Source organism: Rothia sp. SCPM-O-B-18226 (M350) (genome assembly GCF_058213595.1).
Window position 1 is genome coordinate 515,184 of record NZ_JBYQJS010000001.1, and the last position, 14,711, is coordinate 529,894.

14 protein-coding genes are annotated in these 14,711 nt (G+C 57.0%); 13 read left to right on the forward strand and 1 reads right to left on the reverse strand.

What is annotated here, in order from left to right; translation table 11 throughout:
• Positions 1-63: 63 nt before the first annotated feature.
• Complete coding sequence (locus AC3E6W_RS02205) at positions 64-3,561, reverse strand: Fe2+/Zn2+ uptake regulation protein (RefSeq protein WP_490652218.1); 3,498 nt, start codon at positions 3,559-3,561, stop codon at positions 64-66.
• A 497-nt stretch (positions 3,562-4,058) separates the two neighbouring features.
• Between AC3E6W_RS02205 and rpsJ the strand changes: the two genes are divergently transcribed.
• The 13 genes from rpsJ (at position 4,059) to AC3E6W_RS02270 (ending at position 14,422) form a co-directional block, all read left to right on the forward strand.
• A complete protein-coding gene (gene rpsJ / locus AC3E6W_RS02210) occupies positions 4,059-4,367 on the forward strand; it encodes a 30S ribosomal protein S10 (RefSeq protein WP_004005287.1) in 309 nt (102 codons plus the stop codon).
• A gap of 13 nt (positions 4,368-4,380) precedes the next feature.
• Positions 4,381-5,037: a 50S ribosomal protein L3 gene (gene rplC, locus AC3E6W_RS02215; protein WP_005504955.1), complete on the forward strand. Its 657-nt coding sequence runs from the start codon at positions 4,381-4,383 to the stop codon at positions 5,035-5,037.
• A gap of 6 nt (positions 5,038-5,043) precedes the next feature.
• Positions 5,044-5,661 (forward strand): 50S ribosomal protein L4, encoded by a 618-nt coding sequence (gene rplD, locus AC3E6W_RS02220; protein WP_049331907.1) that lies wholly within the window; start codon positions 5,044-5,046, stop codon positions 5,659-5,661.
• Entirely contained in the window at positions 5,661-5,963 is a 303-nt protein-coding gene (gene rplW / locus AC3E6W_RS02225; protein WP_005504959.1) for a 50S ribosomal protein L23, read from the forward strand. Before rplD ends, rplW begins: the two co-directional genes overlap by 1 nt.
• A gap of 40 nt (positions 5,964-6,003) precedes the next feature.
• Positions 6,004-6,840 carry a 50S ribosomal protein L2 gene (gene rplB / locus AC3E6W_RS02230; protein WP_049331908.1) on the forward strand — a complete coding sequence of 279 codons (837 nt, stop codon included), beginning with the start codon at positions 6,004-6,006 and terminating at the stop codon, positions 6,838-6,840.
• Between the two features lie 12 nt (positions 6,841-6,852).
• Entirely contained in the window at positions 6,853-7,134 is a 282-nt protein-coding gene (gene rpsS, locus AC3E6W_RS02235) for a 30S ribosomal protein S19 (protein WP_004005282.1), read from the forward strand.
• 60 nt (positions 7,135-7,194) lie between these two features.
• A complete protein-coding gene (gene rplV / locus AC3E6W_RS02240) occupies positions 7,195-7,560 on the forward strand; it encodes a 50S ribosomal protein L22 (RefSeq protein WP_005504964.1) in 366 nt (121 codons plus the stop codon).
• On the forward strand, positions 7,561-8,358 hold the full coding sequence (rpsC, locus tag AC3E6W_RS02245) for a 30S ribosomal protein S3 (protein ID WP_049331911.1): 798 nt from the start codon (positions 7,561-7,563) through the stop codon (positions 8,356-8,358).
• On the forward strand, positions 8,359-8,778 hold the full coding sequence (gene rplP / locus AC3E6W_RS02250) for a 50S ribosomal protein L16 (RefSeq protein WP_049331913.1): 420 nt from the start codon (positions 8,359-8,361) through the stop codon (positions 8,776-8,778).
• 5 nt (positions 8,779-8,783) lie between these two features.
• Positions 8,784-9,023, forward strand: coding sequence for a 50S ribosomal protein L29 (gene rpmC, locus AC3E6W_RS02255; RefSeq protein WP_049331915.1), 240 nt, complete (start codon positions 8,784-8,786; stop codon positions 9,021-9,023).
• Positions 9,020-9,292: a 30S ribosomal protein S17 gene (rpsQ, locus tag AC3E6W_RS02260; protein WP_049331917.1), complete on the forward strand. Its 273-nt coding sequence runs from the start codon at positions 9,020-9,022 to the stop codon at positions 9,290-9,292. Before rpmC ends, rpsQ begins: the two co-directional genes overlap by 4 nt.
• A 425-nt stretch (positions 9,293-9,717) precedes the next feature.
• Positions 9,718-12,489, forward strand: coding sequence for a YncE family protein (locus AC3E6W_RS02265; protein WP_490652219.1), 2,772 nt, complete (start codon positions 9,718-9,720; stop codon positions 12,487-12,489).
• Positions 12,490-13,231: 742 nt separating this feature from the next.
• Positions 13,232-14,422: a YncE family protein gene (locus tag AC3E6W_RS02270; RefSeq protein WP_490652220.1), complete on the forward strand. Its 1,191-nt coding sequence runs from the start codon at positions 13,232-13,234 to the stop codon at positions 14,420-14,422.
• Positions 14,423-14,711: the final 289 nt, after the last annotated feature.

Sequence of the window (14,711 nt, forward strand, 5' to 3'; positions counted from 1 at the left end):
GGTGGGGCGCCTTGGAAAACACGGCTTACCGTGACTTCTCAGGGCGTTAGCGAGGCAACGTCACTACGCCGAACGCCCGTCCCCTTCAGGAACGGAGTAGCCGCCACCGGGAGGCGGGGTCTGCGCCGGCGGAATAGACTGGCTATTCACCGATTGTGGTGCCTGCCCGCTGGGAGACTGCCCAACATATCCCTCGGCCGGGGGAAGAGCGGTAGCTTGAGAAACCGGAGTCTGCTCCACCGGAGTCGACGGGACGCCGCTGTCATCCTGGTGGCCACTTTGACGGGCAAGGAGCCTCCAAATGACGCCGGCAATAAGAATCACCGAGATGATGAGCAGGAAGAGCGGGTTGAGACCATTGAGCGAAATGGCAAGATCCACCGTCACCAGTACGGCCGATACGTATGCCCACGCCTTGGGGAGTACAAGACCGGCCAAGAGGGTCAGGCCAATGCCCAGTACGAGGAGGATAACGTCAGGGCCCCCGGTCGGAATTCTCCAAAGAACCAGCGTCAGGAGCGCCTGAAGACCCAGAGCGCAGTACAGGAGAGTAGACGACACCTGTTCATTGACGGGACGATGCGCTGCCAAATTCTTGAAAACACCAACCGCAGCGATGGCGAGAACAATCAAAAGGGCAATCTCCAGCACCAGGACGATGCGAGGTGCATCAGAATAATGCAGCATCAGCCGGGAGATAGAGAGGCAGAAAGCCGTCGTTGCGATGGTAGGTACCTGCTCCACTCGGCATACGGACATCAGACACAGCGTGCTTAGACCCCATAGGAGGGCGTTGAGCTCTACGTGAGTGGAGCTTAGCAGGCCCATTAGCGTGGCGAAATAGAGTACGCCCAGTGCGGGAACCATCAGCAGATAGTTGATCGGACCAAAAATACCCTGAGCCAGGGGGAGACGGGGCGCAAACTGCGAGGTGGGTGCAGGCAGGGGACCGTGCATCGGAAGAACAATGTTCCTAGAGCCCGCCTGGACGACTATGGAAGGACGTACGTTAGGATGCAGAACGGGATTCTCTCGGGGGATGAGGACCTTCAATACCCACAGAATAACGACAGCCAGAAGTGCGGAGTAGCCGAAGAACTCGGCGTGGTCCGAAGGAGCCGGAACCCCGGAGACATTCCAGAGAGCAGTGATACAGAACGTGCTCACGCTCAGAGAAGCACCGGGCTGTAGGTACGGAACCTTCAGAGCAACGCCAACACCCCAAACAGCAATCAGCAGAGCCGGAGCACCGACGGAGAGAATGGGATCCTCAAGATATAGCAGGCCGCCGGTGAAAGCGCTGTAGCAGGCCGCCACCGTAAAGACTCCCGTCGCGATGTATAGCTCGGCAATGCGGCGAGTGCGGGCATAGAGGAGAACACTGTACAGGGTTTGCGCAGCCATTAGAGCAACGAAGAAGAAATGGACGACCATCGTCTTCACATCGTTATTCATGGACAGAAGCAATAGCGACCAGCAGATAGGCAGACGAGAAACAGTCAGAATCTCGGTGCGGATTGCTGAACGAGGGGGCAACATAAGACCGAGCGCCGCGTATAGCACGGTGATCAAAGTCGGGAGAACAGCGACCCACAGCGTGTACCCTGCGATATCCAAGGTACCTGTTATCACCGTGGCGAGGGCGCTACGGTAGTACAGGGTCCCGACCAATCCGATCAGAAGAAGCCCGTAGAGACCAATACGCGTCAGAACCAGCAGGGTGTAGCGCATATCGTCACGGTTTGAAATGCCGAAGATACGCCCCAACAGCAGAATGGCCAAAAGGCTGAGTAGAAGAAGCGCTGCGGAGAACATACCGAAGTAGGCCCAGAAATGCTGGGCAATCGTCTTGACGGTAATGTCCACGAACATCGAGGCGAGCAACGACAGAGAACCAAGGAACAGGTAAGCCAGCCCCTCGGGGGTTCTCCGTAGACCCGGGATCCCCTGAATCTCAGCAGAGGGAAGAGCGAAGATGAGCAGGCCCGCAAGTGCAAATACGAGTGCGAAGACCAGACGCATCTCGATGGGCTGCATGTCAGGGAAGAGGGTCGTCGCAAGCAGGAAGAAACCTAGCGCATACCCGAGGGTGCTCATCATGGATCCCGCGAAGCGTAGTTTGACGTCGCTGCGGCTCAAAATATAGATGATGGTAGATGCGCCAAAGAAGAGGTAGAAATCGCCCTGGGTGTTCCCATTCGCGATATTGATCAAGAGGGCGATGCAGGGGAGAAATGCCGAGAGGGCCAGCAACGCCATCGGCCGAAGAGCCTTACGGTAGGTCAGGCAGCTAATCAGATAGAAGATACCGATACCCCAGGAAGCGGGGAAGATCGTGTGGGGAGTCTGCACGTACGGTAGAAGCTCGGCCCAGCCGCTTTCTACATAGGGGGAAGCTATGGCGAGGGCGGCTACAAACGCACAAGAAAGGAGGATGAGACCGAAGCCTGCGTCGTAGGTAGGAAGCCACTCGAACTTCTCGCGAGGCAACTGAGCAGCAGAAGAGCTCCAAGGAATCTTGGATACCGTAGCCTCCTGATGCTGAATGGGACGTTGCGCATTAGCCGTAGTGCGCACGCGGGGGACGAAGACGTACACAGAAACAATGTTGGTGACGAGTACGGTAATCGCAAAAATCGAGGGAGTCCAGACAATTTGGTTCAACTCATCAGCAAATGCCAGGACAGCAATAAGCGGGTAGATTCGTGCCTGAACAAAGTAGTCAATCTTCCCCTCCATGCACAGGAAGAGGATAGCGTGGACAGACATCACCGTGAAGGCGATACCCATGTCCAGAGAGGACATCTCATAGGTAAAGAAGAAAATGGACGCCGCGGTGACCGGAACAAAAATTCGTGATGAATCAACGAGACCTTCGCGGATACCCCGTGGAGCGGCTTCGGGAACAAAGTGAAGTACGAGTCCCAAGACAATCGCTACGACCGTGAGGACAATGAAGTACCAAACGAAGGGGAGCTCAACCACCCTCGTGGCGGCCAACGAATCTGAAATAAAGAAAGAAATTAGGAGATAACCCATGACACGGTTACGCATCAGAGTACATGCTCCAATAATTGCGGCGGTACCGATCAGAGAAGTGATAAGCCAGATGAAACGGCCCTGATCCCAGATACCGAGGATATACGTGGCAATACCCGTGAGGGGGATGAAAGCCAAGCCGGTCGCCGTAAAGGAATAGGAAGCGATGCGCAGACGCTTCACGAAACGGTAGGTCAACAGGCCCGCACCGTAAAAGACAACGGCTCCCAGCGCTAACGCGAGGACGCGAATCAGCGCCGTCTCGTCGGTCGAGGAAGTAACCGAAGTAATGAAAAGGGCAGCAGCTCCAATGAGCAGAAGCGAACCGATGTACAGAACAATATTGAGGAAGAGGTCCTCGTTCATCCGCTGAGGATGCGGTGTTTGATGAGAGTACATTTCTCCGCGGGTGACCTGCGACGGTGCAGGGGAGGGAGGGAACGGTGCTTGCTCGTTATAGGGTTGGTTGATGGGGGAGTGCGTGTGACTGGGTGCCCGGTGAGGTTGTGTCGGCTGAGACATGATTTCTCCTTAGGCTAAGTGGTACTTCTACCATACGAGTACTACTAGGCTTGAAAGCTATATTTCGGGGTATAAACTGCATGGAAAATACTGAAAGTAGGTTTAGAAGTCTCTGTGAAGGACACACCGGGCGATGATGTCTGGTTACGGAGAGGGGCAGGAAGGTCTTTTAAGTGTTCTTAACCACTTAATGAACGTTGGCATTGCGAGAACCCCCGAATATTTGAGAGAATTGACGACGTTGTCAAAGTGTCTATCTGTATCAGATAGGCCCACGTATGACCCGGTCCGAAGGATGACGGGACGAGTTTGTCTAGAATATAGACGACACGCCCGAGTTCGGGGGTCGGTACTCAGGCGGGGTGAGGAACCCGGCAAGGCCGGATTCAGTCCGTTCTGGGTGGCGCACGTGATGAATATATCGCGTTCCTTAAGCGCTATAACAAAGGAGCAAAAGCTCCGATACAGGGAATACATCAAGAAAGAGAGTCCGACAGATGGCGGGACAGAAAATCCGCATCCGTCTGAAGTCCTATGACCACGAGGTCATCGATTCTTCGGCACGGAAAATCGTCGAAACGGTCAAGGGCGCAGGCGCAACTGTAGTTGGCCCCGTGCCGCTGCCGACCGAGAAGAACGTCTACTGTGTTATTCGTTCTCCCCACAAGTACAAGGACAGCCGCGAGCACTTCGAGATGCGTACGCACAAGCGTCTGATCGACGTTGTTGATCCGACCCCCAAGGCTGTTGATGCCCTCATGCGTCTCGACCTGCCGGCAGACGTAAACATCGAGATCAAGCTGTAGAGGATCGCATCTAATGACTAACAAATTCGAGCGCCAGGTGAAGGGCCTGCTGGGCACCAAGCTCGGCATGACCCAGGTCTGGGACGAGGACGGCAAGTTTGTGCCCGTCACCGTCGTCAAGGCTGATTCTAACGTTGTTACCCAGATCCGTAACCAGGAGACTGACGGCTACGAAGCTGTTCAGATTGGTTTCGGTGCAATCGACTCTCGCAAGGTTACCAAGCCCCTGGCTGGTCACTTCGAGAAGGCCGGTGTTACCCCCCGTCGTCACATTGTCGAGCTGCGTACCGCAGATGCTTCTGAGTATTCCCTCGGTCAGGAACTGACCGTTGAGCTCTTCGAAGCAGGCCAGAAGGTCGACGTCGTTGGCAAGACCAAGGGTAAGGGCTTCGCAGGTGTTATGAAGCGTCACGGCTTCAAGGGTGTTGGCGCGTCTCACGGTCAGCACAAGAACCACCGCAAGCCCGGTTCCATCGGTGGCGCATCCTACCCCGCACGCGTGTTCAAGGGTATGCGCATGGCTGGCCGTATGGGCGCAGCACGTCACACTACCTTGAACCTGACTATCCAGGGTGTGGACGCAGAGAACAATGTCCTGCTGATCAAGGGCGCAATCCCCGGTCCCAAGGGCGGCGTTGTTCTGGTTCGTACCGCTGTGAAGGGAGCCTAATACATCATGGCTGTTAAGACCCTTAAGGTAGACCTGCCCGCAGAGATTTTCGACGCGCAGGCATCCGTGCCCCTGCTGCACCAGGTTGTCGTTGCACAGCTCGCAGCAGCACGTCAGGGCACCCACAAGGCTAAGAACCGCGGCGAGGTTTCCGGTGCAGGCCGTAAGCCCTTCAAGCAGAAGGGTACCGGTAACGCACGTCAGGGCTCCATCCGTGCACCGCACATGACTGGCGGTGGCGTTGTTCACGGTCCGACTCCGCGTAACTACGCACAGCGCACCCCCAAGAAGATGATCGCCGCTGCACTGCGCGGTGCTCTCTCTGACCGCGCTCGTCACGACCGCGTCCACGTTGTCGAGAACTTCATCTCCGGTGAGACCCCCTCGACCAAGGCTGCAAAGGCTGCATTCGCAGCTATCACCGAGCGCAAGAACATCCTTCTTGTGATTGCTCGTGCAGAGGACGTTGTGGCTCTGTCCGCACGTAACCTGGAGAACGTCCACGTTCTGTACGTCGACCAGCTCAACACCTACGATGTGCTGGTTTCGGACGACGTGGTCTTCACCAAGGCAGCATTCGACGCATTCGTTGCTGCAGCTCAGAAGAAGGAGGGCGCTAAGTAATGAGCGTTTCCACCAAGTCTGTATACGACGTGATCATTGCTCCCGTCGTTTCCGAGAAGAGCTACGGTCAGCTCGACGAAGGTAAGTACACCTTCGAGGTCGCTACCGATTCCAACAAGCTGGAAATCAAGCAGGCCATCGAGAAGATCTTTGACGTCAAGGTTGCATCCGTCAACACCATCAACCGTCAGGGCAAGCGCAAGCGCACCCGTTTCGGTTGGGGCGCTCGCAAGAACACCAAGCGTGCGATTGTGACCCTCAAGGAAGGCACCATCGACATCTTCGGCGGTCCGCAGGCATAAGCCCCGCGGAGACCACTTTAACGAAGGAAGAAATATCTAAATGGGTATTCGTAAGTACAAGCCGACGACCCCGGGTCGCCGCGGTTCGAGCGTTGCTGATTTCGCTGAGATCACCCGCTCCACCCCGGAGAAGTCCCTGCTTCGTCCGCTTCACAAGACCGGCGGCCGTAACAACACCGGCCGCATCACCACCCGTCACAAGGGTGGCGGCCACAAGCGCCAGTACCGTCTGATCGACTTCCGTCGTCACGACAAGGACGGCGTGAACGCACGCGTTGCACACATCGAGTACGATCCCAACCGTACCGCACGCATCGCACTGCTGCACTACGTCGATGGTTCCAAGCGTTACATCATCGCTCCGAACAAGCTCGCTCAGGGCGACATCGTCGAGTCCGGTCCCGCAGCTGACATCAAGCCCGGCAACAACCTGCCCCTGCGCAACATCCCGGTTGGTACCGTGATTCACTGCGTCGAGCTCCGCCCCGGTGGCGGCGCAAAGCTGGCACGTTCCGCTGGTGCTTCTGTCCAGCTGGTTGCTAAGGAAGGCAAGTACGGCCAGCTCCGTCTGCCCTCCGGCGAAATCCGCAACGTGGATGTTCGCTGCCGCGCAACCGTGGGCGAGGTCGGCAACGCCGAGCAGTCCAACATCAACTGGGGTAAGGCTGGCCGCAACCGCTGGAAGGGCATCCGCCCGACCGTCCGTGGTGTGGTTATGAACCCGGTTGACCACCCGCACGGTGGTGGTGAAGGTAAGACCTCCGGTGGTCGTCACCCGGTTAACCCCAACGGTAAGCCCGAGGGTCGTACCCGCCGTCCCAACAAGGAAAGCGACAAGCTCATCGTTCGTCGCCGTCGTACTGGCAAGAAGCGCTAAGGAGCCTGAAACATGCCTCGTAGTTTGAAGAAGGGCCCTTTCGTTGATCAGCACCTCTACCTGAAGGTTGCAGCTCAGAACGAGAAGGGCACCAAGAACGTAATTAAGACTTGGTCGCGTCGCTCGATGATTATCCCCGACATGCTCGGTCACACCATCGCAGTGTACGACGGTCGCAAGCACGTGCCGGTGTTCATCACCGAGTCGATGGTTGGTCACAAGCTCGGTGAGTTTGCTCCGACCCGCACTTTCCGCAGCCATGTGAAGGACGACCGTAAGGGCAAGCGTCGCTAATCGGTTCATACCGATAAGCTAACGTTTCCCTTTCGGCAATAGACGAAAGAGAGATAGGCAATGGAAGCCAAGGCATCAGCGCGTTTCGTTCGCGTTACGCCTATGAAGGCCCGCCGTGTCGTCAACCTGATCCGTGGTAAGCAGGCGGAAGAGGCTCTGGCGATTCTGAAGTTCGCCCCCCAGGCAGCTTCGGAACCGGTATACAAGATCGTTGCTTCGGCAGTAGCTAACGCTCGTCAGAAGGCAACCCAGCAGGGTCTGCCCTTCCGCGAGGAAGAGCTGTTCATCAGCGAAGCATTCGTGAACGAGGGCCCGACCATGAAGCGCATTCAGCCCCGCGCTCAGGGTCGTGCATACCGAATCAACAAGCGCACCAGCCACATCACCGTGGTAGTTGCTACCCCGGAGAAGGAGGAGGACCGCTAAATGGGTCAGAAAATTCACCCGAACGGTTTCCGACTGGGCATCACCACTGACCACGTCTCCAAGTGGTTCGCTGATTCCAACAAGCCCGGCGAGCGTTACGCAGACTTCGTCCGTGAGGACGTGAAGATCCGCGAGCTGCTGGCAAAGAACCTGGATCGCGCAGGCGTTGCAAAGGTCGAGATTGAGCGTACCCGTGACCGCGTGCGTGTGGACATCCACACCGCTCGTCCCGGTATCGTGATTGGCCGTCGTGGCGCAGAAGCAGACCGCATCCGCGGCGAGCTCGAGAAGCTCACCGGCAAGCAGATTCAGCTGAACATCCTCGAGGTTGCTAACCCCGACCTCTCCGCTCAGCTGGTTGCACAGAGCATCGCAGAGCAGCTCGCATCGCGTGTTGCATTCCGCCGTGCAATGAAGAAGGCAATCCAGTCCGCACAGCGTGCAGGCGCAAAGGGTATCCGTATCCAGTGCTCCGGCCGTCTGGGTGGCGCTGAAATGTCCCGTTCCGAGTTCTACCGCGAAGGCCGTGTGCCCCTGCACACCCTGCGCGCGAACATCGACTACGGCTTCTTCGAGGCCAAGACCACCTTCGGCCGCATCGGTGTGAAGGTCTGGATCTACAAGGGCGACCTGACCGACAAGGAGCTGGCAGCTCAGCAGGCAGCAAACAACCGCCGTGGCAACCGCCGCGATGGTGACCGCCGCCGCCAGGGCAACCGTGGTCCTCGTCGCGAGCGCCGCAACGAGAACGCTTCGGCAAAGGTCGAGGCCAAGACTGCAGAGAACGGTGAGGCATAAATGCTTATTCCCCGTCGAGTAAAGTACCGTAAGCAGCACCACCCCAAGCGTAGTGGTCTCGCAAAGGGCGGCACCGAGGTTAGCTTCGGTGAGTGGGGCATCCAGGCCCTGACCCCCGCATACGTGACCAACCGTCAGATTGAGGCTGCACGTATCGCAATGACCCGTCACATCAAGCGTGGCGGTAAGGTCTGGATTAACATTTACCCGGACCGCCCCCTGACCAAGAAGCCCGCCGAAACCCGTATGGGTTCCGGTAAGGGTTCGCCCGAGTGGTGGGTCGCAAATGTCAAGCCGGGTCGAGTCATGTTTGAACTCGCCGGTGTGTCCGAAGAGGTGGCTCGCGAGGCAATGCGCCTGGCAATCCACAAGCTCCCGATGAAGGCACGTATTGTGCGTCGCCGTGAAGGTGGTGAATAAGCGAGATGGCAGTAGGCTCCAAGGACCTGAGCATCGAGAAGCTCGCAGCACTCTCTAACGAGGATCTGGCTGCAAAGCTGAGCGAAGCGAAGAAGGAACTCTTCAACATCCGCTTCCAGGAAGTCACCGGTCAGGCTAATGCAGGTCGTCGCCGCACTATTAAGCGCGACATCGCACGTATCTACACCGTGCTGCGTGAGCGCGAGCTCGGTATTCGTCCCGCAACTGAAGGTGAGTCCAAGTGAGTGAAGTAAAGAACGAAGAGCGCGGCTACCGTAAGACCCGCCGCGGCTACGTTGTCTCCGACAAGATGGACAAGACCGTTGTCGTCGAGGTCGAGGACCACGTGAAGCACGCTCTGTACGGCAAGGTTGTTCGCCGTAGCTCCAAGATCAAGGCACACGATGAGCAGAACACTGCAGGCATCGGTGACCTCGTTCTGATTGCAGAGACCCGTCCGCTGTCCGCTTCCAAGCGTTGGCGCGTCGTGGAGATTCTGGAGAAGGCTAAGTAAGCCTTTCCGCAGAATCATCTGCTAGAGCAATAATGGCCCCTTCCCCACAACTGTGGGGGAGGGGCCATTGCTATACCCCGAGATGAGAAACATCGCGAGCTAAAGAACGTCATATTTGGAGATTGGTCGTCATATATAGAAACAGTACTTTTGCCGGGGTCGGCTTTCTGTAGAGCATAAATAATGATCTGACCTGGATAAATATGGGAAAAGGCAGATTTTACGGGCAGTAGATGGGCAACAGGTACTGGGGGAAGACTTAGACAGAGCTGAAAATAGGTTGAAAACCTCCTGAGAAGGTGTTTATCATCGACTCTATAAGTGCTTAGCTATGCCTTGCCTATATATTAGGGGTAGTCGAGCACCTAATCCGGAGGTTGCACGACCTTTGGAGAAGTATCATCAACACATCATCGAGGATTACCATGACTTCTTCACCCAAGCCCTCACGCAAGCTGCTCGCCGTTGCCAGCGCCCTCTCCGTCGTCGCAGGATCGATGACCATGATTCCCGCATCTTTTGCGGCTAACGGCAATTCCTCCCTGCCCGCAGCATCCAGCGCACAGAACTCTAATGACGAGTGCCGTCATTTTAGCGTAAGCGCTACCCAGTATCAGGGTCTGCCCGGCCAGTACCAGCTGGCTTACGCACCGGCTACCTCTACCCTGTTCACTTCCTTCTCCTCCGGCCGTCCTCCGATCCTGACCGGCGGTTTGGGCTCCTGGAATGTCTCCTCCACACCGAGCCTTGCATCGGTCTACCAGTTCCCGACCGTGGACTTCACCCCTCGCGGAGCCACCGAACCCTCGGGTAAGCAGATTGCATCCCCCTACGGTGTCGGCTATGACGAGGCTACCGGTTACGTGTGGGTGACCCAGACTCGTAACAGCACCGTATCCGTGGTGGATCCCTCGACCAAGAAGGTGATCTGGACCAGCGCAGAAGGCGAAGTTGATCATCCTCGTGAGGTGCGCATCGACTCCGCAACCGGTAAAGCTTTTGTTTCCGGCTCCGGCGGCATTAGCGTCTTCGACACCACCCAGCACACCCTGGTCAAGAAGATTGAATTCACCAATGCCAAGGGCGAACCTGACACCGCAATGAACATGCACGTAGACTCCGCTGATGGCAAGGTCTACGTCCCTACCCTGAGCGCAGGCACCCTGAAGGTAATTAATGGCAAGACTCTCGAGGTTGAGAAGACCATTGAGCTGCACAAGGACAGCGCAGATATCGCTCTGAACGCCTCGGACGTCACTATCGACAAGTCCCTGAAGGAAATCTACGTAAGCTCTCAGGGCGACCGAAAGACCGGGGCCAACTCCGGTGTGACCGTCTACGATCTGGAGACCGGCGCATATAAGAAGTCCATTCCCTTCGGTAAGCAGGCTCTTGCCATCACCTCTGACGAAGCTCGTGACCTGCTCTACGTTACCGATTACGGTACCGGCAACGTGGGCGTGATTGATGCGCGTACCGGCACCGTTGTCTCCGAAGTCTCCACCGGCGCTACTAGCGGCGCAAATGACGTGCTGGTTACTCCCGATGGCTCGGCCTACGCCTTGGCTCGAAGCACCGAGGACGCCTCCCCGATCGAGACCAACTACACCATCGACCCGGCTACCGGTGAATACCGAACCTCCAGCACCGAACCCAAGGGCAAGGACAACGCCGACAGCCCGATTACTCCCGGTGTCATGGTGAAGCTCAATACCACCATCGAGACCACCGCAAAGTCTGCCTCGCAGGCCTCTTCTGAGGAGCTGGTGAAGACCTACACCGACGGCGCCAAGCTGTACACCACCAAGGATTGGACCAAGGGCGAGACCCTGAAGCTGCGCGGTGAGGGCTTCAAGACCCAGGACGGCAAGGGCTCCGTTGTTGCCGTCAAACTGAACAAGGGCAAGATCAGCGCTAAGGAAGAGCCGAAGCTCAACGGCAAGGAAGGCAACAGCGCGGGCGTGTGGGCCTACATTCAGGCCGATAAGAACGGCAACTTCACCGCCGAGCTGCCCTACCCCACCACCGCTAACTCCAGCCTGAAGGACAATCTGAATACCGGTGACCAGATTTCCGTGGCTCTGCTCTCCGGTTCGATGGTTGAGAATGACACCCCGCGTGGTGGTGAGGCCCTGAAGGCAACCGTCACCGAGCAGAAGGCCGCAGACACCACCTGCGCAACCGTCGAAACCTCCAAGGTTGCTGCTGCTCCTTCCGGTGTGACTACTCAGTACCCTGCGGGTACTCCGCTGACCATCGCCAAGAACGATGAGCCTACCCCCACGCCGAGTGATTCGGCTAAGCCTGAGCCGACTACTCCGGCCCCGAGTGATTCGGCTAAGCCTGAGCCCTCCACCCCCGCCCCGAGTGATTCGGCTAAGCCTGAGCCCTCCACCCCCGCCCCGAGCGATTCGGCCAAGCCTGAGCCCTCCACCCCCGTACCGAGCGATTCGGCCACTTCGAACGAGGTTGTGCACGAGTACAAGGATGGCGCTAAGGTTTACTTCCCCAAGACTTGGGAAGGCGAGAAGCTGACCTTCCGCGGTGAAGGCTTCAAGACCAAGGACGGCAAGGGCTCGGTTATCGCAGTCAAGCTGAACAAGGGCACCATCTCAGCCAAGGAAGAGCCGAAGCTGGAGGGTGCAGAAGCTAACAGCTCGGGCGTGTGGGCCTACATCAAGGCCGACGAGAACGGTAACTTCACCGCGACTATCGATCGTCCGACCGTTGCCAACTCCAACCTGAAGGAAGAGCTCAAGACCGGTGATAAGGTAGCTATTTATCTGCTCTCCGGCTCCCTGACCGAGAACGATAACGCACGTGGCGGCATGGCCGTCGAGTACACCTTCACGACCGAGAACCAGCCGAAGAAGGATGAAGCTAAGGACGCCCCCGTGAACCCCTCGGCTCCTGAGCCCTCCGCACCGGCCGAGTCGAAGGATCAGGCTAAGGACCAGTCCAAGGCTCCTGCAGATTCCCTGAAGCCCTCGGCCCAGGAGAAGGGCAACAGCGCTTCGAAGACCTCCGCTTCTTCGTCGCAGAACACCTCTTCTTCTAACGGCTCGAACTCTTCGAAGTCCTCGAAGTCTTCGCTGGCTAACACCGGTGCCTCCGGCGTCTTGATTGCATCTGGCCTGGGTGCCCTGGCTCTGGTCGCGGGTGCCGGTATTCTGGTGGCTCGTCGCCGCAAGGCATAAACGTCGATGAAGCCATGCGGTCTTCCCAACGCTGTTCTGGGGAGGAGGAGCATGCTTCCATAATCGGTTTGCGTAAACCGTAAAATAGCCCAGGGGCGGTTCCCTTCCTTATGAAGGGAGCCGCCCCTGGGCTATGCCCGGAGGAATGTCTCGGGCAAAAAGAAAACCCGCACCGAAGTGCGGGCTTAATGGTCAAAGCGAGGTTCGGTCCCTAGACAAACGGATTAGCGAGGAAAAAGGGACCCAAGAAATCTGTCCGATAAGGACCGAACCTCTTGTTTGACGCATGCGTCTCTTCTATTATGGTACATCTCGCTGAATTTCGCACCTTCAGCGGGAGTTTTTGGCAAAAAACTTGGTTTTTGAAAAAATCGCCCTAAATTTCTAAACTTTTTGGCCGATTTTTGCAGAAACTCGATATCCCGGGCCGTTATCTGAAGAAATGTTACGAAATCACTGCCGGATTCCCCACCGTTCTTCTGTGGCTACAGCCGATGTAGAAGAGGTGGCTCTCAAGCTTGGGTTCCCCGCAAGGCCATGATTTTCGGAAACCTTTGGAAATGCGTGGGCTCACCGGGCCGCAGACGACCCGAGGTCGTTTATCCCCGCGGTCACGTCCTCCACAGCGTATGATGTAGAGCAGCATTGCGAGGTATAAGACCCATGCTGCCTCTCATCTTGCGGCTGTGGTACTTGAGCTGCACATATCTGTTCCCCCTACACACAGACCTTCGGAGGAAGAATGTCCCAGTCGAATAACGAAACACAGCAGGGAGTCTCAGGTGCTCGCCAGATCGTGGAGCGACAGCCCGGACTAGCCGGGCAATATCAGGTTGCTTACAACCCCGAACGGGATGTTCTCTTCGTGACCGGTAGCTTCAACCACACCAAGACCCATGGCACCCTGTGCGCCACTCTTGCACGCCTGAATGCCCACACCTTGGAGACTGAACTCACCGCGTATCTGCCCGTGGTCGAGGACCATAACCCCGGCCAGGAAGGCCTCTACCAAATTCAGGCCGCTTACGGGCTGGCCCTCGACAATCAACGCGGTCTGGTATGGGCCGGAGGAACCCGAACCCAAACGGTCACCGCGTACTCTCAGGATGACCTTTCGCTCGTGTGGGATTCACGCTCCGAGGATATTGAGATGCTCACCCCGCGCGAGCTCTACGTGGCTCCTGACGGATCTGTACTCGTGACCGGTGCCGGCGGTTACCAGGTTATTTCTGCTGCTAACGATAAGGGGGAGCGCACCGTCAGCCCCCTGCGGGATTTTGGTCCCGCAATGCTACTCGGTCCCATTGCCGATGAGGAAAGCGGCCTGCTGTATGTCCCGAATATTATCAAGGACGAAATCTGGGTTATCGATCTGAAGACCTGGGAGCGGGTTAATGTTTTTCCCGTGCGGGGTGGTCAGGATGCTGAAACCTCCGTTATGGTACACGGCGCGGAGATTGACCCCGCCCGTGGGGAGCTTTATATTTCGGCACAGGGAGCTGAAAGCAAGAACTCCGGCCTGTACATTCTGAGCCTGGAGGGCGAACAGCTGGCTTATATTCCCTTTGGCCGGATGCCCACCGATATTCTCTTCGATTCGAAGCGTCATCTGCTCTACGTCGCGGACTTTGGCGGTAAGGGAGAGCCCTCCATCGCCGGTGGTGGCACCATCACGGTGATCAACTCTTTGACCCGAGAAGTTGTTGAGACGATTCAAGTAGCTCCTACCCGCATCAATCATCAGGTGCTGCTCTCCGACGGCTCGGTAATCGCTATCGACAAGGCCGGAGACTATCCCGCGGCTACCGTACCCTACGTGCTGGATGCTCGTAGCGGTCAGTATTACGAGTCGAAGAACGAATCACGCCCCGGAGAAGAACTGAACTCTATCGTTCGCGATGGGTTGGCTCGTGTGCGTGTTACGGGGGAATAGTCGGAGGACTCAGAGGGCTCTGGCTCGTTGAACCTTGGGCGGCAGCCCGTGTTTTCCAGTGGGGGAGAGGCCGAGATGTTAGCGCGAATAGCGCTCGCGATGCGTAGAAAATAGGCCGGATGCGCGATGTATTTAAAGTATCCTCGGCAAGCCTGTCACGGGATATATCAAAAAGTAGTAAAATATAAATATCTACCACCTTTGTTTGACACATTGCGCGGTAGATTTCTCGAGGCCCCTTCAGTTTCTTATGCGTCAGGAACTACACGAAGGGGCCTCCTGCTTTAAC

Excerpts from the sequence above, each read along its gene's own strand:
- rplD (WP_049331907.1), top strand. The coding sequence starts at position 5,044 with ATGGCTGTTAAGACCCTTAAGGTAGACCTGCCCGCAGAGATTTTCGAC.
- rplV (WP_005504964.1), top strand. The coding sequence starts at position 7,195 with ATGGAAGCCAAGGCATCAGCGCGTTTCGTTCGCGTTACGCCTATGAAG.
- AC3E6W_RS02205 (WP_490652218.1), bottom strand. The coding sequence starts at position 3,561 with ATGTCTCAGCCGACACAACCTCACCGGGCACCCAGTCACACGCACTCC.
- rpsC (WP_049331911.1), top strand. The coding sequence starts at position 7,561 with ATGGGTCAGAAAATTCACCCGAACGGTTTCCGACTGGGCATCACCACT.
- AC3E6W_RS02270 (WP_490652220.1), top strand. The coding sequence starts at position 13,232 with ATGTCCCAGTCGAATAACGAAACACAGCAGGGAGTCTCAGGTGCTCGC.
- rplW (WP_005504959.1), top strand. The coding sequence starts at position 5,661 with ATGAGCGTTTCCACCAAGTCTGTATACGACGTGATCATTGCTCCCGTC.
- AC3E6W_RS02265 (WP_490652219.1), top strand. The coding sequence starts at position 9,718 with ATGACTTCTTCACCCAAGCCCTCACGCAAGCTGCTCGCCGTTGCCAGC.
- rplB (WP_049331908.1), top strand. The coding sequence starts at position 6,004 with ATGGGTATTCGTAAGTACAAGCCGACGACCCCGGGTCGCCGCGGTTCG.
- rpsJ (WP_004005287.1), top strand. The coding sequence starts at position 4,059 with ATGGCGGGACAGAAAATCCGCATCCGTCTGAAGTCCTATGACCACGAG.
- rpsS (WP_004005282.1), top strand. The coding sequence starts at position 6,853 with ATGCCTCGTAGTTTGAAGAAGGGCCCTTTCGTTGATCAGCACCTCTAC.
- rpmC (WP_049331915.1), top strand. The coding sequence starts at position 8,784 with ATGGCAGTAGGCTCCAAGGACCTGAGCATCGAGAAGCTCGCAGCACTC.
- rplP (WP_049331913.1), top strand. The coding sequence starts at position 8,359 with ATGCTTATTCCCCGTCGAGTAAAGTACCGTAAGCAGCACCACCCCAAG.
- rplC (WP_005504955.1), top strand. The coding sequence starts at position 4,381 with ATGACTAACAAATTCGAGCGCCAGGTGAAGGGCCTGCTGGGCACCAAG.